We start from the raw sequence: 26,786 nt of genomic DNA, 5'->3' as shown, positions 1-26,786 counted from the left end.
CCCGGGTGACGCCGACCCGTACGGCTGGTTGCGGCTCAGGCCCGGACAGAATCCTGGCTGATGAGTGTGCCGATCTTCTCACTCTTCACCGCACGCGCGATATTGCCCTCCGCCAGCAGCTCGAAGACCAGCATCGGCAGGTTGTTGTCCTTGCACAGTGTGATCGCGGTGAGGTCGGCGACCTTGAGGTCGCGGGCGATGACCTCGGAGTATTCGAGCGCGTCGAACTTGACCGCGTCCGGGTTGGTCCGGGGGTCGGAGTCGTAGACGCCGTCCACGCCGTTCTTGCCCATCAGCAGCACGTCCGCGTGGATCTCCAGCGCGCGCTGGACGGCCGTGGTGTCGGTGGAGAAGTACGGCATGCCCATACCGGCGCCGAAGATCACCACTCGGCCCTTCTCCAGGTGCCGCACGGCCCGCAGCGGCAGGTACGGCTCGGCGACCTGGCCCATGGTGATGGCGGTCTGGACCCGGGTCTCGATGCCCTCCTTGACCAGGAAGTCCTGGAGCGCGAGGCAGTTCATGACCGTGCCGAGCATCCCCATGTAGTCCGAGCGGGCCCGGTCCATTCCGCGGACCTGCAGCTCCGCGCCGCGGAAGAAGTTACCGCCGCCGATGACCACCGCGACCTCGGTGCCGGCACGGACGACCGTGGCGATCTCGCGGGCGATCGCGTGCACGACGTCGGGGTCGACGCCGAGTCCGCCGCCACCGGCGAAGGCCTCACCGGAAAGCTTCAGCATCACCCGGCGACGCGAACCCGCCTGGGTGTCCTGCGCGGTCTCCTGCGTCTCCTGCATGGACTTCTCCTTCTACACCTACTGGTTCACAGGCGTGGATGTGCGGATCCCCGGCCTGCGCGTACACGCGAGGAGGCCACTGCCGCGGGAACCGGTTCGGTGTCCTGCACGGCAATGGCCTCCTCGTCGTTCATGCTGCCGACGTGACCCGCCCATGGATCTGGCGCTGGGTGAGCCCGTTCGGCGCGTCCCTCCCGCCCTGCTCAGCGGGCGGGGGCGGTTCCCAGCCTAATAAGACCGGGAGCCCGGTGGAACGTGGCTCAGGCGCCGACGCGGAAGCGGGCGAAGCGCTTGAGGGCGACGCCGTTCTCCTCAAGGACCTTGGCGACGGTCTTCTTGTTGTCCTTCGCGAAGGCCTGCTCCAGGACGGAGTGCTCCTTCACGAAGCCGGTGACGCGACCCTCGACGATCTTCGGCAGGGCGGCCTCCGGCTTGCCCTCCTCGCGAGCGGTGGCCTCGGCGACGCGGCGCTCGTTCTCAAGGTCGGCGGCCGGGATGTCCTCGCGGGACAGGTACTTCGGCGCGAACGCGGCGATGTGCTGCGCGACGTCCTTGGCGACCTCGGCGTTCTCCTTGTCCAGCTCGACCAGGACGCCGACGGCCGGCGGGAGGTCGGGGCTGGTCTTGTGCAGGTAGACCGCGACGAAGCCGTCGCCGGCGAACTGCGCGAAGCGGCGGAAGACGATCTTCTCGCCCAGGGTCGCGTTGGCCTCGTCCACGAACTGCTGGACGGTCTTGCCGGCCTCGATCTCGGAGGCGAGAGCGGTCTCCAGGTCGGCCGGGGCGGACGCGGCGACGTGAGCGGCGATCGCGTCGGCGACCTTCACGAAGTTGTCACCCTTGGCGACGAAGTCGGTCTCGCAGTTCAGCTCGACCAGGACGCCGGACTTCTTGTCCTCGGCGATCAGCGCGGCGACGGCGCCGTTGGAGGCGTCACGGCCCTCGCGCTTGGCAACGCCCTTCTGGCCCTTGATGCGCAGGAGCTCGACGGCCTTCTCGACGTTGCCCTCGGCCTCGTCCAGGGCCTTCTTGCAGTCCATCATGCCGGCGCCGGTGAGCTCACGGAGCTTCTTGACGTCCGCGGCGGTGAAGTTCGCCATGGTGTGAATCTCTTCTCGCGTCTCGCGTGTCTGCGTGGGGTTGCGCCGGGGCCGCTGGTTCGGCCCGGGCACGGGAGAGAGGGGCACCGACCGGTGTCGTACCGGCGGGTGCCCCTCACCCTTGGTACGTCAGGCCTGCTCGGCCGGAGCCTCGGTGACCTCGGCGGCGGGGGCCTCGGCGGCCGGAGCCTCGGCGGCGGCAGCCTCGGTGGCGGGGGCCTCGACGGCCGGAGCCTCGGTGGCCTCGGCGTCGGCGGCCGGAGCCTCCTCAGCCTTCTTCTCGCCCTCCAGGAGGTCCTTCTCCCAGTCGGCCAGCGGCTGGTCGGCGCCCGGCTCGGCCTTCGTGTCGCCCTTGGCGACACCCGCGCGGGACTTCAGGCCCTCGGCGACGGCGTCGGCGATCACGCGGGTCAGCAGGGTGACGGAGCGGATCGCGTCGTCGTTGCCCGGGATCTTGTAGTCGACCTCGTCGGGGTCACAGTTGGTGTCGAGGATGGCGACGACCGGGATGTTGAGCTTCCGGGCCTCGCCGACCGCGATGTGCTCCTTCTTGGTGTCCACGATCCAGACAGCGCTGGGAACGCGCTGCATGTCGCGGATACCGCCGAGGGTCTTCTCCAGCTTGTCGTGCTCGCGCTGGAGGACCAGGAGCTCCTTCTTGGTGAGGCCGGAACCGGCCACGTCCGCGAAGTCCAGCTCGCCCAGCTCCTTGAGACGCTGCAGGCGCTTGTAGACGGTCGAGAAGTTGGTCAGCATGCCGCCGAGCCAGCGCTGGTTCACGTAGGGCATGCCCACGCGGGTGGCCTGCTCGGCGATGGCCTCCTGGGCCTGCTTCTTCGTGCCGACGAAGAGGACGCTGCCGCCGTGGGCAACGGTCTCCTTGATGAACTCGAAGGCGCGGTCGATGTAGTTCAGCGACTGCAGGAGGTCGATGATGTAGATGCCGTTGCGCTCGGTGATGATGAAGCGCTTCATCTTCGGGTTCCAGCGGCGGGTCTGGTGACCGAAGTGGACGCCGCTCTCCAGCAGCTCCCGCATCGTGACGACGGCCATAGCCGTGCTCCTCAGGTGTTGCGCCCGGCTCTGGTGCAGCTGCGTCGCGGTAGGCGCGGTGGCGCTCCCCGCTCGGCGTCTGCGAAGGCCGGGTCAGGCTCGGTTTTGTCCGTGGCAGCCAGGTGACGGCCACGCCTGACGCCCCGAACGTGCCGAGCCGCTTCCACCCGAGCGGTCCGGGGACCGTCGGGCTCGGCGGACCGAGCGGCACTCGCACCTGGCGGAGGGTGGCGGCTGAGCCGTTTCTTTCCACCGGTGGCGGGGCGTGCGAAGTCGACCCGGCGGACCGGGTCGCGTGTGAAGTGTACGGGAAGCGCCGAGCGCGGAGCGACTCCACAGGAGGCGGGCGGCCCCGGACACGGGTGCGGACGGTGGTCGGGGCCGCGATGCGGGCACTGGTGCGGGCGCTGGTGCGAGCGGCGGTTCCGGCCGTGGCGCGGACTGTGGTGCGGGCTGGGTGCGACAGGGGCTACGGGCGGGAGCGGACCGGACCGGCGGGCCCTCGGGCGGTCTGCGGCGTACAGGCGTACACCCGTCGGAGGGACGGCCGCTGTCCACAGGGGCAGGTTGTCCACAGCGATCGGGACGGGGTCGGCAGGGCCGGAGCTGTTCGGGGAGCCTCACCCCCATGACTGCTCTGACGGGTGTTCCAGCCGGCGCGGGCTCCGACGTCACGGGCCGGAGGCTCCCGGGCCCCGGTCCGGTACGCCCCGGCGCCCCGGGTGTCGGCCCGGGTGCGGGTCCGCCGGCGGCGCTGCGGCCGTCCGGACAGGGATCCGGGCACGGACGCGGACGCGGGCACGGACGCGGAGCGGGGCTGCGGATGCTGCTGATCGCGTTGCTGACGTCGGCCGCCCTGCTGCCGACCGTGCTCCCCGGTTCGGTGGGGCACGCGACCGAGGGGTCCGCCGCCGGGGGCGGGCACGGACCCGGAGGCGGGAACGAGCACGGGCACGGACCCGGCGGGAGGGAGCGGTCATGGCCGGTGCTCGGTCCGGACGGCAGGCCGGCCGAGGTCGTCGGCCGGTTCGACGCGCCGTCCCAGCCGTGGGCCGCCGGCCACCGGGGCGTCGACCTGGCCGCCGCTCCCGGCTCCGAGGTCCGGGCGGCCGCGCCGGGGGTGGTCACGTTCGCCGGGCCGGTGGCGGGCCGGCCGGTGGTCACCGTCACCCATCCGGCGTCCGCGGTCCCTCCGGCGGCCCCGTTGCGGACCACCTACCTGCCGGTCGTCGGCACCGTCCCGGTGGGCACTCCGGTGGCGGCGGGCCGGGTGATCGGACGGCTCGGCGGCGGCAGCGGCCACTGCCCCGGCGGGTCCTGCCTGCACTGGGGACTGCTGCGCGGCGGACGGTACCTCGACCCGCCCGCGCTGCTCGGGGCCGGGACCGCCCGGCTGCTGCCACTCGGCGGCGGCTCGGAGGGCGCTGGAAGGGACGGCGCGGGCGGCCCGGAGGAGAGCGGCGCAGACCCGCCCCGCGACAGTGCCCCCGGGCCCCTGCTACCCGGAGCGGAAGGGGTCAGCTCGGGCCCAGCCCGTGCAGGGCGAGGGCGACAGCGGCGTCCGCGATCACCTCGGGACTCTCCGCCCGCCCACCCGCGGCACGCTGTTCGGACTGCCGGACGGCCGCCTCGACGATCCCCTGGAGCAGCGCGGCAGCCAGCCTCGGCCGCTCGTGCCCGAAGTCCTCCAGCGCCTGGACCACCAGTCCGACCAGCTTCCCGTGGGCCGCCCGGATGCGTTCACGGGCCGCGTCGTCGAGTTCCAGTGCGGAGATCGCGGCGACCGCCCGGTGGCGCGGGTCCGCGGCCAGCACCAGCTGCCCCCGGACGTACGACTCGATCCGTTCGGCCGCGGTGTCGCAGCTCTCCATCCCCGCCTCGATCTCGGCGGCCCAGAGCGGGAAGTCGACCTCGCAGAGCGCTTCCACCACCGCCGCGCGGGAACGGAAGTACTCGTAGACCGAGGAACGCGCGAGCCCCGTGCGCGCCGCGAGCGCGGGGAAGCTCAGCGCTTCCATGCCTCCCTCGGTGAGGAGACTGCGGGCAGCATCAAGGAGAGCTGCTCGCTGCAACTGACGATGCTCGGCCACACTGGCCGCTCGGATCTTCGGCACCCTCCCACTGTACGGAGCCCTACGGCCCGCCGGTACGGTGCCGCGCGTCGCAGCGGACGCGGAGGGACGCGCCAGGAGGCGGAGGGGCGCGAGCCCGGCGTGCGCCACGCCCGGCTGTGCCTACCGGACGTCCGACAGCTTGGCCCGCAGCTGGAGCACCGACTTGGTGTGGATCTGGCTGATCCGGCTCTCGGTCACGCCGAGGACCTGACCGATCTCCGCGAGGGTCAGCCCCTCGTAGTAGTAGAGCGTCACCACCGTCTTCTCCCGTTCGGGCAGCGTGTTCACCGCCTGCGCCAGCAGCCTGCGCAGTTCGCGGTCCTCCGCCACCTCCACCGGGTTGTCGGCCCCGTGGTCCTCCAGGGTGTCCATCAGGCTCAACCGGTCGCCGCCCTCGCCGACGGGGTGGAGCAGTTCGTCGAGCGCGACCACGTTGGCGAGCGAGAGCTGGCTGAAGATGGCGTGCAGGTCCTCGATGGCGATGCCCATCTCGGCCGCGACCTCGGGTTCGTGCGGGGTCCGGCGCAGCCGGGCCTCCAGCGTGGCGTACGTCCGCTCGACCGCCTTCGCCTTCTGCCGCACCGAACGGGGGATCCAGTCCAGTGCCCGGAGCTCGTCGATGATCGCGCCGCGGATCCGGCTGATCGCGTAGGTCTCGAACTTGATGGCGCGGTCGATGTCGAACTTCTCGATCGCGTCGATCAGCCCGAAGACCCCGGACGAGACGAAGTCGGCCTGTTCCACGTTGGAGGGCAGTCCGACCCCCACCCGGCCCGCCACGTACTTGACGAGTGGTGAGTAGTGCAGGATCAGCTGCTCCCGCAGCCGCTGGTCGCCCGTCTCCTTGTAGGAGCGCCAGAGCCCTTCGAGCGCCGTGCGGTCCTGGCCGCCGGCCTCCCGGCGGGGGGCCGGCGCCTCGGCCGGCGCGGGGGTCTGCACCGGGGCGGACGCGTCGTCGGAGGGGCCGGGCGCGTCCGGCCGGTCGTCGTGCGCCCCGGTGTGCGCCGGTCGGCCGCCTTGCCGCGCCAGGGACCCCATCCCGCCTGTGGCCTTGGGCGGGAACTCGGTCACGGGGCGCCGCTCGGTCCGCGGCCCTCCCGAGGACCGGGCGCCACCGGTCACTCTGTGTCCGGGAATGTGTGTGGGCATGCGTTGGTCTGCGCCGTTCTGCCGAGTCGTGTGCTGATAGGGAAGGCATGGCGAGCGTAGCGTGACCGACTCACTGCGGAGTGCTACCGCCACTCGGGCGTCCCCCGATCCGGTGGCACTCGTGTCGCCGGAGCCGGGTACCGGCGGTGGACGGACCGGATCGCCGCGCCCGCCTTCCCGTCAGCCCGTCACCTCCTCCTGACCAGGCGCCAGTGCGCGCCGTGCCGCTCGACGTAGCCGAGCGAGCCCAGCTCGTAGAGCCGGTGGAGCACCTCGTCCGGCGGGAACCCGGACCGCCGGGCCAACCGCTCGACCGGCGCCCCCTCGGCGGTGGCCGGCACCGCCTCCAGGACCAGCGCCGCCGCGGGTTCCAGCAGGTCCCGCGGCAGTACGGGGCCGCTGCGCTGCGGCGCCAGGTCGTCGCCGATCGCCCCGATCAGCTCGACGACCTCGGCGGCGTCGGTGACCAGGGTGGCGCCGCCGCTCCGGATCAGGGCGTGCACGCCGGCCGAGAGTTCCGAGGTCACCGGCCCGGCGACGCCCATGGTGTGCCGGTTGAGGTCACGGGCGCGTCTGGCCGTGCTGAGCGCCCCGCTGCGCATCGCCGCCTCGACCACCACCGTGCCCCTGGTCAGCGCCGCGATCACCCGGTTGCGCAGGACGAACCGGAACCGGGTGGGGTGCTCCCCCGGTGCGAGTTCGCTCAGCAGGAGCCCCTGGGCGGCGATCCTGCGGATCAGGTCGGTGTTGCCCCTCGGGTAGGCCACGTCCACCCCGCAGGCGAGGACCCCGATGGTCATCCCGCCGACCGCGAGCGCACCCCGGTGGGCCGCGGCGTCGATCCCGTACGCCCCGCCGGAGACCACCACCCAGCCGCGTTCGGCGAGTTGTGCGGAGAGCTCGCCGGCGACGTGGGCGCCGTACGCCGTGCAGGCCCGGGCGCCCACGACCGCGACCGAGCGCAGGGCGAGCAGGCGCAGCGACCCCGTGCCGGCCACCCACAACCCGATCGGCCGGCTGTCGCCGAGATCGTCCAGTTGGCTCGGCCACTCCGTGTCGCCCGGAATGATGAAGCGTCCACCCGCCCCTCGCACCCGCTCCAGGTCGGCGACGGGATCGATGTCGACCAGCCGTGCCCGGTAGCCCGCCAGGCGGCCGGTGTCCGGCCCCGGAAGGTCGGGCGGGGTGCCGTCCCTGATCGCCCGCAGGGCTTCGACGGCGCCGAGGCGGGCCAGCCACCGGCCGACCAGGGCGTCGCCGGGTTCGCTGAGGCGGCACAGCGCCACCCGGGCGAGGCGCTCGGAGTCGGGTCCCGGCCCGGGATCCGTGTCGGTCTCCGCGGTGCCGGGCGGGCACGGGGGCGGGACCCGGGGCGGGTAAGTGGGCGGGCAGGTGGGCGGGGGCGGGCCGGCCGGGTGGTGGTCCGCGGTGTGGCTCAGGGGGTGGTTCACGGGGCGGTCTCCTCCTCCACGTGCCGCTCGGGTGCGTTGCGGGCCGCCCGTGGGCGGGCCTGCCGCTTCGGCGCCGGTCCGTCGCCCCCGGTGGGGCCGGGGTCGGACCAGCCGGCGAAGCGCTCGGCCATCGGCAGTCCCTGTTCGACGCCGGTGCGGAGCACGAGCGCGGTCCGGATGTCGCGCTGGTCCGGGCGGTCCCGGCCGGCGAGGTCGGCGACTGTCCAGGCGACCCGGAGCACCCGGTCCAGGCCGCGGGCGGTCAGCAGTCCCCGCTCCAGCTGGCGTGCGGCGTCGTTCAGCGCGCCCGCCGCCAGCTGCCAGCGGGTCCGGAGTTCGTACCCGGGGACCTCGGCATTGGTCCGCCACGGGGTGTCCGCCAGCCGGGCGGCGGCCCGCTCGCGCGCCTCCCGGACGCGCGCCGCGACGATCTCCGTGGTCTCCGCGGTGCTGTCCCGCTCCATCAGCTCGGCCCTGGTCACCGGGGCGACCTGGACCTGCAGGTCGACCCGGTCGAGCAGCGGGCCGGAGAGCCTGCCCTGGTACCGGCTGACCATGGCCGGGGTGCACTCGCACCCCTCCCCCCGCCGTGAGTGGCGCCCGCAGGGGCAGGGGTTCGCGGCCAGGCAGAGCAGGAAACGGGACGGCAGCCGGAGCGATCCGGCCGAACGGGCGATCACCACCTCGCCCGATTCGAGCGGTTGGCGCAGCGCGTCCAGGACCCGGACGGGGAACTCCGGCGCCTCGTCCAGGAAGAGGACGCCCCGGTGGGCCAGCGAGACCGCACCCGGTCTCGGCAGGCCGCTGCCCCCGCCCACGATCGCCGGCATGGTCGTGGAGTGGTGCGGGGCGCAGTAGGGCGCGCGGTCGATCAGCGGCCGGCCGGCCGGGAGCAGCCCGGCCACGGAGTGGACCGCGGTGACCTCCAGCGCCTCCTTCTGGGTGAGCGGCGGCAGGAGCGACGGCAGCCGCTCGGCCAGCATGGTCTTGCCCGCGCCCGGCGGTCCCTTCAGGTAGAGGTGGTGACCGCCGGCGGCGGCGATCTCCAGGGCCCTGCGGGCCTCGTACTGCCCGGCCACGTCGGCGAGGTCCAGCCGGGAGGCGGCGTCGTCGGGCAGCCCGCGCACCCCGGCCCCGGGGAGCATCAGGCCCGCCATCAGGGGATCGGGGCGCCCGCCGACCCGGTCCGGCGGCTCCTCGGGCTCGGGGGCTCCGGTGAGTACGGCCACCAGCTGGCGCAGGCTCCGCACGCCGATGACCTCCACCCCGGGGACGAGCGAGGCTTCCGCTGCGGTCTGCTCGGCCACCACGACCCGCTGGTAGCCGGCGTCGGCGGCGGCCAGCACGGACGGGAGCACCCCGCGCACCGGGCGCACCCGCCCGTCGAGCCCGAGTTCGCCGATGACCAGGAGGTCCGCGATCGTGGTCGGGTCCAGCCGTTCGGCGGCGGCCAGTACGGCGCAGGCCACCGCGAGGTCGAAACCGCTGCCGCTCTTGGGCACCGACGCCGGGCTCAGCCCGACGGTCAGCTTCCGCTGCGGCCAGGACTCGCCGCTGTTGACGACCGCCGCACGCACGCGGTCGCGGGCCTCGGAGAGCGCCTTGTCGGGCAGGCCGACCAGGGTGAACGCCGCCACCCCGGGCTCCAGATCGGCCTGGACCTCGACGATCACGCCGTCGACGCCGACCAGCGCGACGGAACACGTCCGGGCGAAGGCCATCTCAGACCACCCCCCGCAGGTGGTCCACCGAGGCGGCGCCGCGGATCCGGTTGATGACGGCGACCAGGTCGATCCGGACGCCACCGGGCGGGGCGGGCACCCAGGGCGGATCGGCCGGTCCGGGCAGGTAGCCGGGCCCGGCCAGCCGGGCGAAGTGGTCCGGCCAGCGCTCGGCCATCCAGCGCTCCGCCAGCCGTCTCAGCCGGGCCGCCTTGGTCCGGTCGATCGCCTGGGTGGGCTGCTGGAACCCCCGCTCGGAGCGGGTCTTCACCTCGCAGACCGCCACCGTGTCGCCGTCGAGGGCGACGATGTCCAGCTCGCCCTCGACGCACCGCCAGTTGCGGTCCAGGATGTGCAGCCCGTCCTCCGCCAGCCGGCGGGCGGCGACCTGCTCCCCGTAGCGGCCGAGGCCGCTGTTGCCGATCCGCCCCCGGGCGGCGGCCTCGGGGGCGGTCGGCGGGGACTGCCCGCCCGCCGCGGACCGCGCCGCCCTCCGGCGCGGCCTCCCGTCCTGCGGGGCCTTCGCTGTCTGCTTGCGCGTGGCGCGCTTGGTGTCCTGCACGGTGACCACCTCCGCCGCGGAGGTTGCCGTGCGGTCCGGGGGCGGACCAGGGGGTTGTCCTTTCCTGTGGACAACCCGGGCCTGTGGATAACTCTTGTCACCCGCAGGGGTGGTAATCCCGGGATACCCGAAATTCCCCTGGACATCCGGGGGCGGAGCGGTCCACCGTCAGTTCCCGAAGCCGGGTTCGTCCGAGGGCAGCTCCAGATCGCTCTTCGCGAGCTCCTCGATGTTCACGTCCTTGAAGGTCAGCACCCGGACCTTGCGGACGAACCGGGCCGGCCGGTACATGTCCCAGACCCACGCATCCGCCATCGACACCTCGAAGAACACCTCGCCCTGGACCGAGTGCACCTGCAGCTCGTAGTCGTTGGTGAGGTAGAACCGTCGTTCGGTCTCGATCACGTACTTGAACAGGCCGACGACGTCCCGGTACTCCCGGTAGAGCTTGAGCTCCATCTCGGTCTCGTACTTTTCGAGATCTTCGGCACTCATCCAGGCGTCCCCTCAACTTGTCACGTCCACCCATTGTGGACCACCGCACCCACCCTCAGAGCCTTACCGGAACGACCGGTGGCCCCTCGGTCAACAGACGCTCCAGAAAGTCCACCAGTCCGGCCGGATGGACCGTCTCGGTGGTGGCTCTCAGTTCCCCGACCGTCCACCAGCGCGCCGCGAGCAACTGGGCGTGCTCGTCCGTGCCCATGCCCGAGTGGTCGAGCACCGTGTCCACGGTCCGGGCCAGGTGGAACCACTGCTCCTGCTCGTAACGCCGCCCCCGATAGGAGAACGACGCCGTGCCGTACGCCACCACCGGTCCCAGCTCCACGCTCCGCAGGCCGGTCTCCTCCCGCAGCTCCCGCTCGGCCGCCTCGCGCGGACCCTCGCCGGGCTCCAAGCCGCCGCCGGGTGTGAACCACCAGGTGACGTCCGGTGTCGCGGGGTCCGTCCCGTGGAAGAGCAGCAGGCGGTCCCGGCCGTCCAGCAGCAGGATCCGCGAGGCCCTGCGCCGCTGTGCCGTCATGGCGGGTCCCCACACTCCCTTCGTCCGGCCCGGTCGTTCTCCCGATCCTGCCACCCGGCGCGGCCGTCCGGGGCGAGGTTCGGCAGAGCGGCCCGGCGGGGGGCGGTGCGGAAGGGGGTCAGGACGGTCGGCCGCGCCTGCGGACCAGGCCCGTGACCCCGCCCACCGCCGAGGTCACGACGATCGTCGCCGTGCCCACGACGGTCGCGTAGAAGGCCGGCTCCAGCGGCCCCGGGCCGGCCGGGCCCGCACCGCCGACCGCGTCGAACGCACGGGTACCGCCGAACAGGCCCGCCCGGCCGAGCGGAAGCACGGTGCCCTCCACCCGGGCTTCCACGTCGGTGGCCGGGACGGTCCCGCCGTCGACCTCCAGGTGGACGCGGGAGTCCAGCGAGCCCAGCCGGTTGTCGCCGAGCAGGAAGAGGCGGCCCTCCGGGACCGTCACGTTGAAGGAGCCGCCCTGCGGGCCCTGCGAGGCGAGGTACGACTCGTCCACCGGCTTGCCGTTGACGGTCAGCCGCTGGTCGCCGCCGCCGACGGCGACCGTGTCGCCGCCGACCGCGACCACGCGCTTGACCATCAGCTGGTCGCCCCAGGCCTGGTCGCGGAAGATCACCACGTCACCCCGGCCGACGTCCGCGCCGCCGGCCTTCCTGGCCAGGACGGTGTCCCCGACCTGGAGCGTGGGGGCCATCGAGGCGGTCGGGATGTCGTACGGCCGGTAGTTCACGGCGATCACCGCGAAGCCGCCGATCAGCAGGACCAGGCCGATGCCGAGCAGGACGCCCTGCAGCACGGCTGCGGGCTTGCGCCGGGTCTGCGGGGCGGCCGGCGGACGGTCGGGCGCCCGTTCCACGACACTGCTCATCGACACCGTCCAACCCTGACCGAACCGGAAACGCTCACGGTGCGCCGGGGCCACGGGCGGAGAACCCGGCGGGCCGTGGCACGTCCGAGCAGATTACTCGTCGGTACCACGGCCCGCGCAAGACCCGGGAGGAAGCGGTTCGGTGTCAGGACCGCTCGTCGCGGTCCGCCCGGTTCCTCATCCGGCGCACCAGCGGGAGCAGCGCCACGGCGCCCACGGCACCGGCAGCGGCCGGCACGACCGGGGCCGCCGCGGAGAGGCCCTTCTGGTCGAAGGTCGCCGGCACCGGCAGTGTGGACCAGTGGTCGATCGGCCAGGCCACCACGAAGGCACGCCCGATCACCTCGTCCACGGGGACGCTGCCGCCGCCCGGCTGGTCCATGTGGAACCGCGAGTCGAGCGAGTCCGCGCGGTGGTCGCCCATCACCCAGATGCTGTCGTCCGGCACCTTCACCGGGCCGAACGGCTTGGTGCCGCAGGGGGTGTTGCCCGGGTAGACGTACGGCTCGTCGAGTGCGATCCCGTTGACCTTCACCGGGCCTTCGCCCTCGCACTCGACGGTGTCGCCGCCGATCGCGATGACCCGCTTGATCAGGTCCTTCTCGTTGTCCGAGGGCATCAGACCGACGAAGCTGAGCACGTCCTGGACACCGCGGACGAAGGAGTTGCTGCTCTCGTTGGTGGGCTCGTCGGCCAGCCAGCCGCCCGGGTCGTGGAACACGACCACCTCGCCGCGCTCCGGCTCGGCGCCGAACCACGGAGTGAGCTTGTCCACCAGGACGCGGTCACCGACCTGGAGCGTGTTCTGCATCGACTCCGACGGAATGGAGAACGCCTGGACGAAGAAGGTCTTGATCACCAGCGCCAGGACCAGGGCGATGCCGATCAGGATCGGCAGCTCCTTCCAGAACGAGCGCTGCTTGCGCTCCTTCCGGTCCGGTCGCTCCTCCGTCTCGTCGGCCGGCGCGGTGCCGGACCCGATGTCCTCCGAAGCGTCGTCCGCGCCGTTGCCGTGCTCGTCGGCGGACTGGGCCGTCGCGTCATCGGCCGAGGCCGACGGCGCCGCCGGCTCCGCGGACCGGGCCGCCCTGCTGCCGGAGCCCTCGGGCTCTCCGGCGCCTGAGCGGGCGCCGATCACCAAATCCCCCACAACGTCTCCTCCCTGCTGTGCGGACGCCCGTGCGCCCGCGCTCACAGTGCCGCACAGCGGGCACCACGCTCCACCACCGACCGTGAACGCCAGGGCCACCCGGTCCGGGCACACCTGACACCAGCACAGCCTTCGGGCGCGACCAGTCGACACGGACCGGCCGCACCCAGCACTTCTCTATCACTCCCGGGCATCCGGCTCGCGGTCCCACACGCGCGACCGGCCGACCGTCGACCCGCACCGGTCTAGGACCGGGCTCGCCCCACCCTGCGGCCGACAAGCGGAAGGATGCCCAACACACCCATAACGAGCGGAGGTTCCTCCGGACCCGGCCCAACACCCACGGAGTTCGGCGCAGTTCCGCGCGCCTCCGGGGCCGACGCCACCGAGGAGAGTGAAACCGGCACGTCGAGTTGATGAACCCGGCCCACCGGCCAAGCGATCATGAAGGCCCGCCCCACCACACCGCTCACCGGGATCGTGCCCTGGCCCGGATTCCCCATGTGAAAACGGGAGTCCGCCGACACGTCGCGGTGGTCGCCCATGACCCAGAGCCGGCCCTGCGGCACCTGCACCTTGAACGGCTGCCGGGAGGGCGGGTTGCCCGGCGCCAGGTAGGGCTCGTCCAGCGCCTTGCCGTTGAGGCTGACCCGGCCCTGGTCGTCGCAGCACTCCACCGTGTCGCCGCCGACACCGATCACCCGCTTGATCAGGTCCTGCTCGTTGTCCGACGGCAGCAGCCCGACGAAGGTGAGCACCTGTTTGGCCCCGTGCAGGACCGGTCCGTCCTTCGACGACCCGTGGTGGCCGTTCTCCAGCCAGCCGCCCGGATCCTTGAACACCACCACCTCGCCGCGCTCCGGCTCGGCACCGAACCAGGGGGTGAGCTTGTCCACCAGCACCCGGTCCCCGATCTGGATGGTCTGCTCCATCGAACCGGACGGGATCACGAAGACCTGCACCAGGAAGGTCTTCATCACCAGTGCCACCACCAGCGCCACCACGACGATCAGCGGGATCTCCCGCAGGTGGGAGCGTCTGCGGCGGCGGGCCGCCCGCCGGGCGGTGCGACGGCGCTCGGCCCGGCCCCGCACCACCGGGGCCGCCCCACCGGACGCGGTCGGCCCGGACGCGGTCGGCCCGGGAGCCACCACACCGGAACCCGTCGACTCGGTCCCCGTCGGTTTGGTCCCCGCCGACTCGATCCCCGCCGAGTCGGACCGGGCCTGCCCGGACGGAACCGTCCCCGGTATCGCGCCCACTCCGGTCGATCCGGTCGATCCGGAGGCGCCGGGGTCCGGGCGGTCGGCGAGCCTGCCCCTACCTCTGGTCCCCATGGCCACCCGTCCCCCCTGTCGCGGCGAACGCCGCCGGCCGGTCCAGGCTGCTCCAGTGCCCGATCGGGTAGACCACCCAAGCGGCCCGCCCGATCACCTTGTCCTCCGGCACGAATCCGCCACCGGGATCGCCGAGGTGGTCGCGCGAGTCCCGGGACGCGCTCCGGTGGTCGCCCATCACCCAGAGTTTTCCAGCCGGGACCACGATGTCGAAGGCCACGCCGGACGGCTCGTCCCCCGGCGACAGGTAGGCGGACTCGTCGACCGGCACACCGTTCACGGTGATCGGGTGCCCCGGACCGGCGCTGGTGACGCGGTCGCCGCCGACACCGATGACCCGCTTCACGTAGACCGAGTCGCCGGCCGGCACCAGCCCGACGTCCCGGCCGAAGGAGCGCAACCCGCTCCAGATTCCGCCCCGCTCGAACGGCTTGCGCAGGAAGGAGCCAGTGCCGTCGAACACCACCACGTCGCCCCGTCGGGGGTGGCCGCCGAAGGCGTAGGACAGCTGGTTCACGATCAGGCGGTCGCCGGGCCGCAGGCTGTTCTCCATCGACCCGGACGGTACGGAGAAGGGCCGCGCCACGAAGGCGTTCACCACCAGCAGCACGAACAGGCAGGTCCCGGCGAGCAGCAGGAGGTCCCGGGATCGCGATCGGGACGGCTCCTCGGGGTCCTCGGCGTCCTTGGTGTCGCCGCCCTCGCCGCCCTCGGTGCCGTCACCGCCGTCGGCGTCCTCGGCACCCTCCGCGGCCTGCTTCGCACCCTCCACCGGCCCGACCGCTCGCGCCGGCCCGACCGCTCCCGCCGGTCCGGCCGCCGGGGCCTCGACGGCGGCGCCGTCCGCGGCAGCGGTGCCGGGATCACCTGCGGAAACGACCGCGGACCGCGTCGGCGAGTCCGCACCGGTGGGTGCGGGACAGCCGTCGCGGTCCGCGGGTGGTTCGTGCGTGCTCATCGGGGGCTGAGCTTACCGTGCGGCAGGCCGGCCCCCCAGAGCGTTCCGATCCCCCGGCAGTGCCGGGGGCCGGTGGATCAGCGGTCGCGCTTCTCCTTGATCTTCGCGGCCTTGCCGCGGAGGTCACGCAGGTAGTACAGCTTGGCGCGGCGAACCGCACCGCGGGTCACGACCTCGATCTTCTCGACGACCGGGGTGTGCACCGGGAAGGTGCGCTCGACACCGACGTTGAAGCTGACCTTGCGAACGGTGAAGGTCTCACCGACGCCGGCGCCGTGACGACGGATGACGACGCCCTGGAAGACCTGGACACGGGAGCGGTTGCCCTCGATGACCCGGACGTGAACCTTCAGGGTGTCACCGGCGCGGAAGGCCGGAATGTCGCTACGCAGCGAAGCCGCGTCGACAGCAGCGAGCTTGTTGCTCATGTTGCTCTCCATCGCAGGCGCCACGGGCCGCCCACGGAAGTTCGTCACAATGGGGTCTGCTGCGGGCCGCGTCGGCGACCGGCGGTCCCCCCGTGGCGGGGGCGCCGAACCACGTGACTCCTACGGGAGGAGCCCAGCGACAGACAGCAGCGGCCTATTCTTCCACATCACCGGCCACAGACCGAAATCGGCCGAGCCCCTCGTCCCAGGCCAGGCCGAGAACGCTGAGCGCCTCCCGGTCCTTCTTGTCGAAGGCGCCGCGCTGCCAGCGCTCCACCAGGTCCGGCCGGTTCGCCAGGGTGCGGGCGAAGGCCTGCTCACGCCGCCAGCGGGCGATCCGGCCGTGGTTGCCGCTCAGCAGCACGTCCGGCACCGTGCGACCGCGCCACTCGGCGGGCTTGGTGTAGATCGGGCCCTCCAGCAGGTCGGCCATCGCGCCGGGCGCGAAGGAGTCGTCCCGGTGGGATTCGGCGTTGCCGAGCACTCCCGGCAGCAGGCGGGCGATCGCCTCGACCATGACCAGGACCGCGACCTCGCCGCCGGCGAGCACGTAGTCACCGATCGACGCCTCGACGACCGGCATCCGGGTGGCCGCCTCGTCGATCACCCGGCGGTCGATGCCCTCGTAACGGGCGGGGGTGAACGCGAGCCAGGGCCGGCCGGCGAGCTCCTGCGCCAGCTCCTGGGTGAAGGGCCGGCCGCTGGGCGTGGGCACCACCAGGGTGGGCACCTCGCCCGCCGGGCCCCGGCCGATCACCGCGTCGAGGGCCTCGCCCCACGGTTCGGGCTTCATCACCATGCCCGGGCCGCCGCCGTACGGGCTGTCGTCGACGGTGCGGTGCACGTCGTGCGTCCAGTCGCGGAGGTCGTGGACGTGCACGTCGAGCTGGCCGCGGGCGCGCGCCTTGCCGACCAGCGAGATGTTCAGCGGCTCCAGGTACTCGGGGAAGATCGAGACGACGTCGATCCGCATCCCGCTCTGCACCGCCGGAGCCCCGGCCGCAGTGCCCGCACCGCTCTCCACGGCGCTCTCCGTGCCAGCCGGAGCACGGGCCGAGACGGGGGCCGGGGCAGGGGCCGGAGCGGTGGTCTCCTCGGCGGTCACTCCGACTCCTCCCGGCCTTCGGCGGATCCCTCCGCGCCGTCGCCGGGCTCCTCGGAGTCCCCTCCGGCGACGTCCGCCCCGTCCGGGTCGATCAGCCCGCCGGGCGGGTCGATCACGGCACGCTGGTTCTCCAGGTCGATGACCGGCACGATCCGGCTGACGAAGGGCACCAGGACCTCCGTCCCGTCGGCCTTCCTGACCGTGAGCAGGTCCTGGTAGGGCAGGTGGACGACCTCGGTGAGCTCACCGACCGGGGTGCCGTCGAGCAGCACCACGTCCAGGCCGATCAGCTGGTGGTCGTAGTACTCCTCCGGGTCGTCCGGACGCTCCTCCGGGTCGACCTCGGCGATGAGGACGGTGCCGCGCAGCGCCTCGGCGGCGTTGCGGTCCTTGACGCCGGCGAACCGGAGCAGCAGCCGGCCGCTGTGCACCTTGCCGGACTCGACGGTCAGCGGTCCGGCCGACGCCGGGTCGGTGGACAGGACGGCACCGGGCCCGAGCCGGAGTTCCGGCTCGTCGGTGCGGACCTCGACGCTGACGTCCCCCCTGATGCCGTGGGCGCGGCCGATCCTGCCGACGACGAGCTGCACGGTGATCGTTCTCCTGGGTGAGTGCTTGGGAAGACTGCCGCGGTGGGCAGCGAGAGAAAACGGCGAAGGGCCGACCGGGACGACATGCGTCCCGGCCGGCCCCAGGCCCGACGGCTGAGCGAACAGCTGCGTCAGCGAATGCTGTCCACGTCGACGAGGTCGACCCGGACGTTGCGACCGCCGAGGGCGCCGACCACGGTGCGCAGTGCGCGCGCCGTGCGGCCGCCCCGGCCGATCACCTTGCCGAGGTCATCGGGGTGCACTCGCACCTCGATGGTGTTGCCCCGACGCAGGTTGCGCGAGCGCACCTGCACCTCGTCGGGGTGCTCGACGATGCCCTTCACCAAGTGGTCGAGGGCGTCCTCGATCACGCTCAGGCCTCGGCGGCGGCGTCGGCCTCAGCCTCGGCCTTGTCCGACTTCTTGGCCTTCGGGGTGATGGCGACACCGGTGGTGGCGTCCTCGAAGCCGGCGACGGCCTTGGCGAACAGGTGCGAGAAGTCCTCGACCTTCGGCTCGGCGACCAGCAGCGGCGCCGGAGCCGGCAGGCCCTTGAACTTCTGCCAGTCGCCGGTCAGCTTGAGGATGGCGAGGACCGGCTCGGTCGGCTGGGCGCCGACGGACAGCCAGTACTGGGCGCGGTCGGTGTCGACCTCGATCTTCGAGGGGTTGTAGGTCGGCTGGTAGATGCCGATCTCCTCGATCGCACGGCCGTCACGCTTGGTGCGGGCGTCCGCGACGACGATGCGGTAGTGCGGGGAGCGAATCTTGCCGAGACGCTTGAGCTTGATCTTGACTGCCACGGGAGTGGATTCTCCTGGTGTTGACGTGGGTGAGCAGCCCTGCCGTCGCGTGGGGTTGCGGGGTGGGCCGTTCAAGGGACACGCCAGCCGTAGGAGAGAGGGGTCCTGCTCGGCTGCCGAGTACTCAGCTGTCCATTGTGCCATACCGGCGCAGACCGGCTCGCACGGGCCGGACCCGGCGGCCGCCCCGCGGCACCCCGGGAAAGCCGTGCGGTGCCCGGCGGGGACCCGCGAACGGGTCGCCGGAAGGACCCGGCCGAGGGGCCCGCGAAGGGGCCCGTGGGGAAGTCGGCGAGGGGTCGGCGAAGAGGCCTGCGAAGAGGCCTGCGAGGAGGCCCGCGAAGGGGCCGGGAAACAGGTCGACCGGGAGCCCCCGCTCCCGGTCAGCCCAACCACATCCACATCACTGGCGAATCACTGTCGAACACCGTCGATCGCGTCGGCCGGACGCACTGCCCGCACAGCCACCGGCCGGTCCCCCGGGTTCCCCGAGCTGTTCCAGCTCCCCGGGCTACGCGATCTTGAACGGCTGCTGGCAGGCCCCGCAGACGATGGACGCCTGCGCGAGCACCGACGGGACGACCCGCACGTTGCGCCCGCAGCCGCAGACCGCCTTCACCCGGACGCCGCCCCCGGAGGAGCCGTGCCGGGCGGCCGGGCCGCGGAAGGCGCGCGAGGCCCCCTCGCCGGCCACCGCCTCCTGGTGCGCACCGAGCGCGCGGTCCAGGCGTTCGATGGTCTCGGCGTACCGCTCCTGGGTCTCCTTGAGCATGGTCACCTGGGAGAAGCCGCTGCTGGCGTGCGGTTCGACCGGGTGCGCCAGGCCCAGCTCGGAGGCCAGGAGGAGGAAGCGCCGGTTGTGGTAGCGGCCGGCCCGCGAGGTGTCCCGGATGTCCCGGGCCGCGGCCAGACCATGGGCAGCCTCGTGGAGGAGCCGCTCGAATCCGAGCCGGGTACCACAGGCCGAGGAGGACTCGCCGATCAGCGCCTCGGGAGAGGCGAGGTCGGGGAGGTCCTGATGGTAGGCCTGGATGTCACTCCAGGCGGCGGCCAGTTCGGCCGCGAGAACGAGGGGCTGTGTCGTGCTCACGCTAGACCAACGATGGAGTAGGAGCCGATGTTCCGCATGTTCCCGTTCCCCGGGAATTCCCAGGAAACTCTCAGGAATGTGCGCGCCCGCGCGAAATGCGCGTTTCGGATCTGACGCAAGACCAACCCCCTGCTGGTTTGGGGCCGCCGAGCTCGGCGAGCCTCGTCAATTCCGTCCGGGGACGGGCTGTCGCCCCCAGGACGTACGGCCCGGGGTCCTGTCGAGTTGACAGGGCCACGGGCCGTACACCGTACCGCTATTCCGTTAATACCGGCAGTTGACCGACCAGTAGCTATGCCGAGATGTGAGACGTCCGCGGAACAACCCCGGTCACCGGCCGCGCGAATTACCCGTCGCACCGGTCAACAGCCGTCAGTCCGCGTCCGTGGATGTCGCATTACGACATCCCGTTCGACACATCCCGTTCAGACATCCCGCGGGGCACTTCCCGCGCGGGGCGCCGCCAGGGACACATCGCCCGCGGGACGTACCGGTCCGTCAGTAGGCGCGCGCGACGATCGCGATGTTGCCGTCCTGGTCGTCCGTCTGCGGCACCGAGCCGTCGGCGGCGACGATGCAGCGCACCGAGACGCCCTGCTCGGCCAGCTTGGCCTCGCCCTCCGGGCCCAGCTCGGCCCAGGAGATCCGGCCCCAGCCGGTGGCGGCGGCCTCGACGGCCTCGTCCAGGTCCTTCACGTCGACCGTGCGGGCCTCGCGGCGCTCGCGCGACTCGCGCAGCAGCTGCGCCTGGTCCTCGTCGAGGATGCCCGGGAGCAGCTGCTCCAGGCCGTCGATCGCGACCGGCGCCTTGCCGCCGGGGATGCGGCGGGCCAGCATCGCGGTGCCGTTCTCCAGGTCGCGCGGGCCGACCTCGATGCGCAGCGGCACGCCCTTGAGCTCCCAGTCCACCGCGCGGCGGCCGAACGGGGTGTCGGTGCGGTCGTCGACGACCACGCGGATGCCGGCGGCCTCCAGCCTGGCACCGATCTCGCGGACCTTGGCGATCACCGCGTCGTCGCCCTTGATGGCGAGGACGACGGCCTGGACGGCGGCCAGCCTCGGCGGGACGCGCAGCCCGTTGTCGTCACCGTGCGACATGATCAGGCCGCCGACCATGCGGGTCGAGACGCCCCAGGAGGTCTGCCAGACGTACTCGCGCTCGGCGCCCTGCAGCTGGTAGGTGGTGTTGAACGCCTTGGCGAAGTTCTGGCCCAGCTCGTGGCTGGTGCCCATCTGCAGCGCCTTGCCGTCGCCCATCATGCCCTCAAGGGTGAGGGTGTTGATGGCGCCGGCGAAGCGCTCCTTGGCGGTCTTGCGGCCGAGCACGACGTCGATGCCGAGCACGTTGGTCATGAAGTCGCCGTAGACCTGGGTGTGGATCATCGAGGCGTAGTCACGGGCGTCCTCGTACGTGGCGTGGGCGGTGTGGCCCTCCTGCCAGAGGAACTCGGTGGTGCGCAGGAAGACGCGCGGGCGGAGCTCCCAGCGGACCACGTTGGCCCACTGGTTGATCAGCAGGGGCAGGTCGCGGTGGCTCTGCACCCACTTCGAGAAGTACTCGTTGATGATCGTCTCGGAGGTCGGCCGGACGACGACCGGCTCCTCCAGCTGCTTGCCGCCGCCGTGGGTCACCACCGCGAGCTCGGGGGCGAAGCCCTCGACGTGCTCCGCCTCCTTGGTCAGGTAGGACTGCGGGATGAACATCGGGAAGTAGGCGTTCTGGGCGCCGGCCTTCTTGATCCGGGCGTCCATCTCCTGCTGCATCCGCTCCCACAGGCCGTAGCCGTACGGTCGGATGACCATGGTGCCGCGCACCGGACCGTTGTCGGCCAGCTCGGCCTTGTTGATGAGGTCCTGGTACCAGCGCGGGAAGTCTTCCGCCTGAGGGGTGAGAACGGGTGCCTTAGCCATGGGGCGAATGGTACGGGGATCCGGGCTTCGACTTCGAATCGATTGCGGGTCGTCTCACCGGGGGGCGCACCACCCCGACACGCGCGCACCACCCCGCACCCCTCTGGACGCCGCGCCCGAGCCGCTGTTCGCTGGAGTGGGGCGGGACTTTGGGGGGCCGGAGCAGCACACCCAAGGACCGGATAGGAGGCCGCGATGGCTTCAGCGCGGGTGACCGGCACGACCGTACGACCCACGGGCGCACGACCGCACGACCCGCGCCCGGTGGCCGGGCAGGCCGCCCGGGCGCGCGACTGGGCGGAGATCCAGGAGCGGATGCTGGTGCCGCTCTACGAGGCCGTCCACGACCGGCTGGAGGTCGGTCCCGCGACCAGCGTGCTGGGCCTGGGCTGCCGCTCGGGGCTGGCCCTGCTGCTCGCCGCCGGGCGGGGCGCGCAGGTCGCCGGCCTGGAGCCGGAGAGCGAGCTGCGCGAGCTGGCCCGGGGCCGCCGGCTGCGGGTGGGCCCGGCGCCGCGGCCGGCGGCGGCCGTCGCCCGCTCGGCCCATTCGCTGGTCACGGTTTTCGAAGGGCTCCCGGGATCCGCCGATCCGCGCCGGACGGTGGCCGAGGCGGCCCGTCTGACGCTCCCCGGCGGGCACGTGGTGCTGGCCGCCTGGGGGCCGCGGGAGCGCTGCGAGAGCGCCGCCGTCCTGGACGTGGCGCGCCGGATGACCCGGCGCAGCACGGCGCGCGATCCGTTCGAGCTGAGTCCGCCCGGCGCGCTGGAGGACCTGCTCGCCGGGGCCGGCCTGCGTCCGGCCGGCGGCGGCCGGGTGGGCTGCCCGTTCGCCTACCCGGACCTGGACAGCGCGGTGCGCGGGCTGCTCTCGACCGGCCTGTACGACGCGGCGGCGGAGTTCTCCGGGCTGCCGCTGGTGGCGAAGGAGCTGGAGGAGGCGCTGCATCCGTACCTCCGGCCGGAGGGCACGGTGCGGATGGAGAACGTCTTCCGCTACCTGGTCGCCGAGCGGCCTCACCGACCGTTGTAGCCGACCGCTGCAGGAGCGGCGGAACGGGGCGCGCGCCGGGCGGCGCACGCCCCGTCCATCGCCCTCCCGGCCCGACCCCGACCCCGACCCCGGCCCGGGCCCCGCAGACCGGAACCACGACGGCAACCGCGCATCCCGGGGCCCGTCCAGCCCGTTTCACCCGTTCGGCCCACCGCCGGGCCCGGTCCCCCACTCCCCGACAGCCCAGGCCCCTCGGTCCGGCGGGGTCCGGCGGGGTCCGGCGGGTCCGGCTTGTCCAGCCCGCCCGGTCAGTCCAGCGACTTCCGCGGCACCCCCGCCGCCCGGTACGCCTCCTCCTCGTCCAGCGTCTCCGCCTCCAGCAGCGCGGCGGCGAGCGCGTCCAGCCGGGCGCGCTGCTCGGTCAGCTGGCGCACCGCCTCGTCGTAGCACTCGGCGACGATCCGGCGGGCCTCCTCGTCCACCGCGTCCAGCGTGGTCGGAGCGGCGGAGAGCCCGTACGCGCCCTGCGGGTCGGACGGGACGGCGGTGAGCCGGCCGACCCGCTCGCTCATGCCCCAGCGGCCCGCCATGCCCCGGGCGATGTTGGTGACCTGTTCCAGGTCGCTCTCCGCACCGGTGGTGATGACGCCGTAGACGACCTGCTCGGCGGCCATCCCGCCGAGCGCGCCGATGATCCGGCCGCGCAGGTAGGGCTCGGTGTAGGAGTACCGGTCGGCGTCGGGGGTGGAGAGGGTGACGCCGAGGGCCCGGCCGCGCGGCACGATGGTGATCTTGCGGACCGGGTCGGCGCCCGGCCGGAGCATGCCGAGCAGTGCGTGGCCGCTCTCGTGGTACGCCGTCCGCTCCCGCTCCTCGCGCGGCATCACCAGCGGCCGGACCGCGCCCAGCTGGACCTTCTCCAGTGCTTCCGAGAGGTCCCGCTCGTTCACCTCGTCCTGCCGGCGCTTGACGGCCAGCAGGGCCGCCTCGTTGACCAGGTTGGCCAGCTCGGCGCCGGTCATGCCGGGGGTGACCCTGGCGAGCTGGTCGAGGTCGGTGTCGCCGGCCAGCGGGACGGACCGGGTGTGGATGCGCAGGATGGCCGCGCGGCCGTCCCGGTCCGGCGGGCTGACGGTGATCCGCCGGTCGAACCGGCCGGGGCGCAGCAGGGCCGGGTCGAGCACGTCGGCCCGGTTGGTCGCGGCGATCACGATGACGCCCTCGGAGCCGGTGAAGCCGTCCATCTCGGTGAGGATCTGGTTGAGCGTCTGCTCGCGCTCGTCGTGGCCGCCCATGCCGCCGCCACCGCCGCGCTGCCGGCCGATGGTGTCGATCTCGTCGATGAAGACGATCGCCGGGGCGACCTTGCGGGCCTCGGCGAACAGCTCGCGGACCCGGCTGGCGCCGACGCCGACGATCATCTCGATGAACTCGGAGGCGGAGGCGGAGAAGAACGGCACGTCGGCCTCCCCGGCGACGGCCCGGGCCAGCAGGGTCTTGCCGGTCCCGGGCGGGCCGCTGAGCAGGACGCCGCGCGGCATCTTGGCACCGAGCCGGCGGTACTGCTGCGGGTTCTTGAGGAAGTCGACCACTTCGGTGAGTTCGGCCTCGACCTCGTCGATGCCGGCCACGTCGGCGAAGGTGGTGCGCTTGCCGGCCTCGGCGGTGACGGGCTTGGGCGGGGTCTTGCGGCCGAGCGGTCCGGCGCCCATGCCGCCGGCCATCCGGCGGGCGATCAGGACCCAGACCAGGATCAGCAGCAGCATCGGGGCGAGCGAGATCAGCAGGTTGGCGAGGAAGCTGCGCTGCTGGACGACCGGTTCGGCGGTGACCTCGACGCCCTGCTGCTGGAGGGTGGCCCAGAGGTCGTCGCCGGCGAAGACCGGGCGCTGGGTGTCGAACTCGGTGTACGTCCCCTTGTCGCCGTCCGGCTTGGGCTCGGCGTTCTTGAGGGTGCCCTCGATCGAGTCGCCCTTGGAGTAGATCTTGGTGATGTTGCCCTTGTTCAGCTGGCTGTTGAACTCGGTGTAGGAGATGGTGGTGGCGCCGCCCGGGCCGAAGAAGGACAGCAGCAGGTCGCTGATCAGGAACACCACGAGGGCGGTGAGGACGAGTCCGAACCAGCCGCCGGGCATCTTGCGGCGCGGGGGCGACGGGGGCGGGGCGCCCTCGGAGCGCCACGGCTGGTCGGGGGTCTGGCGCGGCGGCACGGGATCGGTCACTCATCGGACAATACGGACATCTGCTCGGGTCCTCCAACCGCAACGCCGCACCGCACCCCCGCCCCGGCCGCACCCCCGCCCGGGCCGCCGCGGCACCCCGCCGGGACGGCCGCCCGGCCCGGCGGCTACTCCGCTCCCAGCCCGGGCCACTCCTCCGCCGTCAGCGCGAACCGCTCGTGGTCCCGCCACGCCCCCTGCAGGAACAGCATCCGCGGGGTGAACCCCTCGTGCCGGAAGCCCAGCCGCTTGGCCAGCCCGACGGAGCGCCCGTTGTCCGGCTGGACGTTGATCTCCAGCCGGTGCAGGCCGAGACCCCCCTCCGTCTGCGGGGCGAAGCAGCGGTCCAGCACCAGGCGCATGCCCTCGGACATCCGTCCGGTGCCGGCGAACGGCAGGTAGGAGTCGTAGCCGAGCGAGCCGTTGCAGAACCGGCCCATCACGATGTTGGCGACGTTGACCTTGCCGACCAGCCCGCCGGTCTCCCGGTCGACCACCAGGTAGGTCCGCAGGCCCGGCCCCTGCCGCTCCAGCAGGTCCGGGAGCCCGTCCGGCTCGACCGGGTTCCACCGTCCGATGTGCTCGGCGGACCGCCGGACCGCCTCGGCGTACGCCACCTCGTCCCCGGCCCGCGGGGCCCTGATCGTCACTCGCATCCGACCATCATCGGGCATGCGAACGGCCCGCCGCCCGGGAGCACCGGGCGGCGGGCCGTCGGAACGGACTTCGAGGGCCTACAGCAGGTCCTTGAACTCCTTGGGCAGCTCGAAGTCGGACGGGCCCTTGCCCGCGCCGAGGCCGAACGCACCGCCCTGGGCGGGCGCCTGGCCGGCGCCGGGGCCGAGCGCGCGCCGCTCGGCGGCCGCGGCCTCCTCCTGCGCGCGCTTCAGCGGGTTGCCGCTCTTGCGCTTGCCCTTGGCGGCCGGGGCCTTCTTGGCGGACTTCTTCGCGCCGCCGCCCATCCCCGGGATGCCCGGCATGCCGGGGATGCCCTTGCCGGAGGCCATCGCGGACATCATCTTGCGGGCCTCGAAGAACCGCTCGACCAGGTTGTTGACCTCGCCCACCTGCACGCCCGAACCCTTGGCGATGCGGGCGCGGCGCGAGCCGTTGATGAGCTTCGGGTCGGTCCGCTCGGCCGGAGTCATCGACTTGATGATGGCGCCGACGCGGTCGACGTCCTTGTCGTCGATGTTGTTGATCTGCTCGCGGATCTGGCCCATGCCGGGCAGCATGCCGAGCAGCTTGGAGATCGAGCCCATCTTCCGGACCTGCTCCAGCTGGGCCAGGAAGTCGTCGAGCGTGAAGTCCTTGCCGCCGCCCTGCAGCTTGGAGGCGATCTTCTCGGCCTCCGCCTGCGAGAAGGTCTGCTCGGCCTTCTCGATCAGCGAGAGGACGTCACCCATGCCCAGGATGCGCGAGGCCATCCGGTCCGGGTGGAAGGCGTCGAAGTCGTCGACCTTCTCGCCGTTGGAGGCGAACATGATCTGCCGGCCGGTGACGTGCGCGACCGAGAGCGCGGCACCGCCGCGGGCGTCGCCGTCGAGCTTGGAGAGCACCACGCCGGTGAAGTCGACGCCGTCGAGGAAGGCCTGCGCGGTGGTGACCGCGTCCTGGCCGATCATCGCGTCGACGACGAACAGGACCTCGTCCGGGTCGACCGCGGCCCGGATGTCGGCGGCCTGCTGCATCAGCTCGGCGTCGATGCCGAGACGGCCGGCGGTGTCGACGACGACGACGTCGAACTGCTTCTGCTTGGCGTACTCGATGGAGTCCCGCGCCACCTGGACCGGGTCGCCGACGCCGTTGCCCGGCTGCGGGCCGTAGAACGCGACACCGGCGCGCTCGGCGACGACCTGCAGCTGGTTGACCGCGTTGGGGCGCTGGAGGTCGCAGGCGACCAGCAGCGGGGTGTGCTTCTGCTGCTTCAGCCAGTGGCCGAGCTTCCCGGCGAGGGTGGTCTTACCGGCACCCTGGAGGCCGGCCAGCATGATCACCGTCGGGCCGTTCTTGGCGAACCGCACCCGGCGGGTCTCGCCACCGAGGATGGCGATGAGCTCCTCGTTGACGATCTTGATGATCTGCTGGGCGGGGTTCAGCGCACCGGAGACCTCGGAGCCGAGCGCGCGCTCCTTGATCTGCTTGATGAAGGCCCGGACGACCGGCAGCGCGACGTCCGCCTCCAGCAGCGCGATGCGGATCTCGCGGGTGGTGGCGTCGATGTCCGCCTCGCTGAGGCGGCCCTTGCCCCGGAGGTTCTTGAACGTCGCTGCGAGGCGATCGGAAAGGGTGTCGAACACGTCGTCGCGGGTCCTCTGCGGCATCGGTATCAGTACGGTCGTCGCCCCCAAGGGTATCCGGCCG

25 protein-coding genes and 1 pseudogene are annotated in these 26,786 nt (G+C 72.7%); 2 read left to right on the top strand and 24 right to left on the bottom strand.

All coding sequences use genetic code 11. From position 1 onward, the window contains the following. Window positions 1-35: 35 nt before the first annotated feature. The 3 genes from pyrH to rpsB form a co-directional block, all read right to left on the bottom strand. Window positions 36-800, bottom strand: a complete 765-nt coding sequence (gene pyrH / locus OG550_RS24835; RefSeq protein ID WP_327681058.1) for a UMP kinase — start codon at window positions 798-800, stop codon at window positions 36-38. Between the two features lie 260 nt (window positions 801-1,060). Further along, window positions 1,061-1,900, bottom strand: coding sequence for a translation elongation factor Ts (tsf, locus tag OG550_RS24830; RefSeq protein WP_327681056.1), 840 nt, complete (start codon window positions 1,898-1,900; stop codon window positions 1,061-1,063). Between the two features lie 129 nt (window positions 1,901-2,029). Continuing rightward, window positions 2,030-2,953 carry a 30S ribosomal protein S2 gene (gene rpsB / locus OG550_RS24825; protein ID WP_327681054.1) on the bottom strand — a complete coding sequence of 308 codons (924 nt, stop codon included), beginning with the start codon at window positions 2,951-2,953 and terminating at the stop codon, window positions 2,030-2,032. 628 nt (window positions 2,954-3,581) lie between these two features. On the opposite strand from rpsB, the pseudogene OG550_RS24820 reads away from it, so the two are divergent. Next, window positions 3,582-4,304 (top strand): annotated as a pseudogene (locus tag OG550_RS24820) (peptidoglycan DD-metalloendopeptidase family protein); the annotation flags it as partial. A 166-nt stretch (window positions 4,305-4,470) separates the two neighbouring features. Here OG550_RS24820 and OG550_RS24815 read toward each other — a convergent pair. The 18 genes from OG550_RS24815 to proS form a co-directional block, all read right to left on the bottom strand. After that, a complete protein-coding gene (locus OG550_RS24815; protein WP_327684116.1) occupies window positions 4,471-5,043 on the bottom strand; it encodes a TetR/AcrR family transcriptional regulator in 573 nt (190 codons plus the stop codon). A gap of 144 nt (window positions 5,044-5,187) precedes the next feature. Continuing rightward, complete coding sequence (whiG, locus tag OG550_RS24810; protein ID WP_442906174.1) at window positions 5,188-6,105, bottom strand: RNA polymerase sigma factor WhiG; 918 nt, start codon at window positions 6,103-6,105, stop codon at window positions 5,188-5,190. Between the two features lie 299 nt (window positions 6,106-6,404). After that, complete coding sequence (gene dprA / locus OG550_RS24805) at window positions 6,405-7,667, bottom strand: DNA-processing protein DprA (RefSeq protein ID WP_442906074.1); 1,263 nt, start codon at window positions 7,665-7,667, stop codon at window positions 6,405-6,407. Next, window positions 7,664-9,388: a YifB family Mg chelatase-like AAA ATPase gene (locus OG550_RS24800; RefSeq protein WP_327681052.1), complete on the bottom strand. Its 1,725-nt coding sequence runs from the start codon at window positions 9,386-9,388 to the stop codon at window positions 7,664-7,666. Before OG550_RS24800 ends, dprA begins: the two co-directional genes overlap by 4 nt. Before the next feature lies 1 nt (window position 9,389). Beyond that, the gene (locus tag OG550_RS24795; protein ID WP_327684112.1) at window positions 9,390-9,812 is read right to left on the bottom strand and encodes a YraN family protein; all 423 of its coding nucleotides are present in this window, start codon (window positions 9,810-9,812) and stop codon (window positions 9,390-9,392) included. Window positions 9,813-10,118: 306 nt separating this feature from the next. Continuing rightward, window positions 10,119-10,445: a DUF2469 domain-containing protein gene (locus OG550_RS24790; RefSeq protein WP_030306725.1), complete on the bottom strand. Its 327-nt coding sequence runs from the start codon at window positions 10,443-10,445 to the stop codon at window positions 10,119-10,121. Between the two features lie 55 nt (window positions 10,446-10,500). Then, window positions 10,501-10,974 carry an NUDIX domain-containing protein gene (locus tag OG550_RS24785; protein WP_327681050.1) on the bottom strand — a complete coding sequence of 158 codons (474 nt, stop codon included), beginning with the start codon at window positions 10,972-10,974 and terminating at the stop codon, window positions 10,501-10,503. A 118-nt stretch (window positions 10,975-11,092) separates the two neighbouring features. Then, entirely contained in the window at window positions 11,093-11,842 is a 750-nt protein-coding gene (gene lepB, locus OG550_RS24780; RefSeq protein WP_327681048.1) for a signal peptidase I, read from the bottom strand. 145 nt (window positions 11,843-11,987) lie between these two features. Beyond that, complete coding sequence (gene lepB, locus OG550_RS24775; protein ID WP_327681047.1) at window positions 11,988-12,992, bottom strand: signal peptidase I; 1,005 nt, start codon at window positions 12,990-12,992, stop codon at window positions 11,988-11,990. 245 nt (window positions 12,993-13,237) lie between these two features. Beyond that, a complete protein-coding gene (gene lepB / locus OG550_RS24770; protein WP_442906073.1) occupies window positions 13,238-14,089 on the bottom strand; it encodes a signal peptidase I in 852 nt (283 codons plus the stop codon). 223 nt (window positions 14,090-14,312) lie between these two features. Beyond that, window positions 14,313-15,287, bottom strand: a complete 975-nt coding sequence (gene lepB / locus OG550_RS24765) for a signal peptidase I (RefSeq protein WP_327681043.1) — start codon at window positions 15,285-15,287, stop codon at window positions 14,313-14,315. Window positions 15,288-15,364: 77 nt separating this feature from the next. After that, entirely contained in the window at window positions 15,365-15,715 is a 351-nt protein-coding gene (gene rplS / locus OG550_RS24760; protein WP_063347674.1) for a 50S ribosomal protein L19, read from the bottom strand. A 154-nt stretch (window positions 15,716-15,869) separates the two neighbouring features. Further along, a complete protein-coding gene (gene trmD / locus OG550_RS24755; RefSeq protein WP_327684110.1) occupies window positions 15,870-16,688 on the bottom strand; it encodes a tRNA (guanosine(37)-N1)-methyltransferase TrmD in 819 nt (272 codons plus the stop codon). Between the two features lie 128 nt (window positions 16,689-16,816). Beyond that, window positions 16,817-17,410: a ribosome maturation factor RimM gene (gene rimM / locus OG550_RS24750; RefSeq protein ID WP_327681039.1), complete on the bottom strand. Its 594-nt coding sequence runs from the start codon at window positions 17,408-17,410 to the stop codon at window positions 16,817-16,819. Window positions 17,411-17,541: 131 nt separating this feature from the next. Further along, window positions 17,542-17,781 carry an RNA-binding protein gene (locus OG550_RS24745; RefSeq protein WP_030306741.1) on the bottom strand — a complete coding sequence of 80 codons (240 nt, stop codon included), beginning with the start codon at window positions 17,779-17,781 and terminating at the stop codon, window positions 17,542-17,544. Between the two features lie 2 nt (window positions 17,782-17,783). After that, entirely contained in the window at window positions 17,784-18,212 is a 429-nt protein-coding gene (rpsP, locus tag OG550_RS24740; protein WP_327681036.1) for a 30S ribosomal protein S16, read from the bottom strand. A gap of 511 nt (window positions 18,213-18,723) precedes the next feature. Next, window positions 18,724-19,302, bottom strand: coding sequence for a hypothetical protein (locus OG550_RS24735; protein WP_327681034.1), 579 nt, complete (start codon window positions 19,300-19,302; stop codon window positions 18,724-18,726). A gap of 498 nt (window positions 19,303-19,800) precedes the next feature. Beyond that, window positions 19,801-21,213: a proline--tRNA ligase gene (proS, locus tag OG550_RS24730; protein ID WP_327681032.1), complete on the bottom strand. Its 1,413-nt coding sequence runs from the start codon at window positions 21,211-21,213 to the stop codon at window positions 19,801-19,803. 195 nt (window positions 21,214-21,408) lie between these two features. On the opposite strand from proS, the gene OG550_RS24725 reads away from it, so the two are divergent. Continuing rightward, the gene (locus OG550_RS24725; protein WP_327681030.1) at window positions 21,409-22,242 is read left to right on the top strand and encodes a class I SAM-dependent methyltransferase; all 834 of its coding nucleotides are present in this window, start codon (window positions 21,409-21,411) and stop codon (window positions 22,240-22,242) included. A gap of 269 nt (window positions 22,243-22,511) precedes the next feature. Here OG550_RS24725 and ftsH read toward each other — a convergent pair whose 3' ends face one another. From ftsH to ffh, 3 genes are all read right to left on the bottom strand, one after another. Beyond that, a complete protein-coding gene (gene ftsH / locus OG550_RS24720; protein WP_327681028.1) occupies window positions 22,512-24,425 on the bottom strand; it encodes an ATP-dependent zinc metalloprotease FtsH in 1,914 nt (637 codons plus the stop codon). Window positions 24,426-24,550: 125 nt separating this feature from the next. Beyond that, a complete protein-coding gene (locus OG550_RS24715; RefSeq protein ID WP_327681026.1) occupies window positions 24,551-25,078 on the bottom strand; it encodes a GNAT family N-acetyltransferase in 528 nt (175 codons plus the stop codon). A gap of 78 nt (window positions 25,079-25,156) precedes the next feature. Then, on the bottom strand, window positions 25,157-26,722 hold the full coding sequence (ffh, locus tag OG550_RS24710) for a signal recognition particle protein (RefSeq protein ID WP_327684108.1): 1,566 nt from the start codon (window positions 26,720-26,722) through the stop codon (window positions 25,157-25,159). Window positions 26,723-26,786 lie beyond the last annotated feature (64 nt).

Source organism: Kitasatospora sp. NBC_00458, from assembly GCF_036013975.1.
Classification (GTDB): Bacteria; Actinomycetota; Actinomycetes; order Streptomycetales; family Streptomycetaceae; genus Kitasatospora.
Note: the sequence above shows the minus strand (reverse complement) of the source record. Positions and strands in the feature narration are given on the sequence as shown.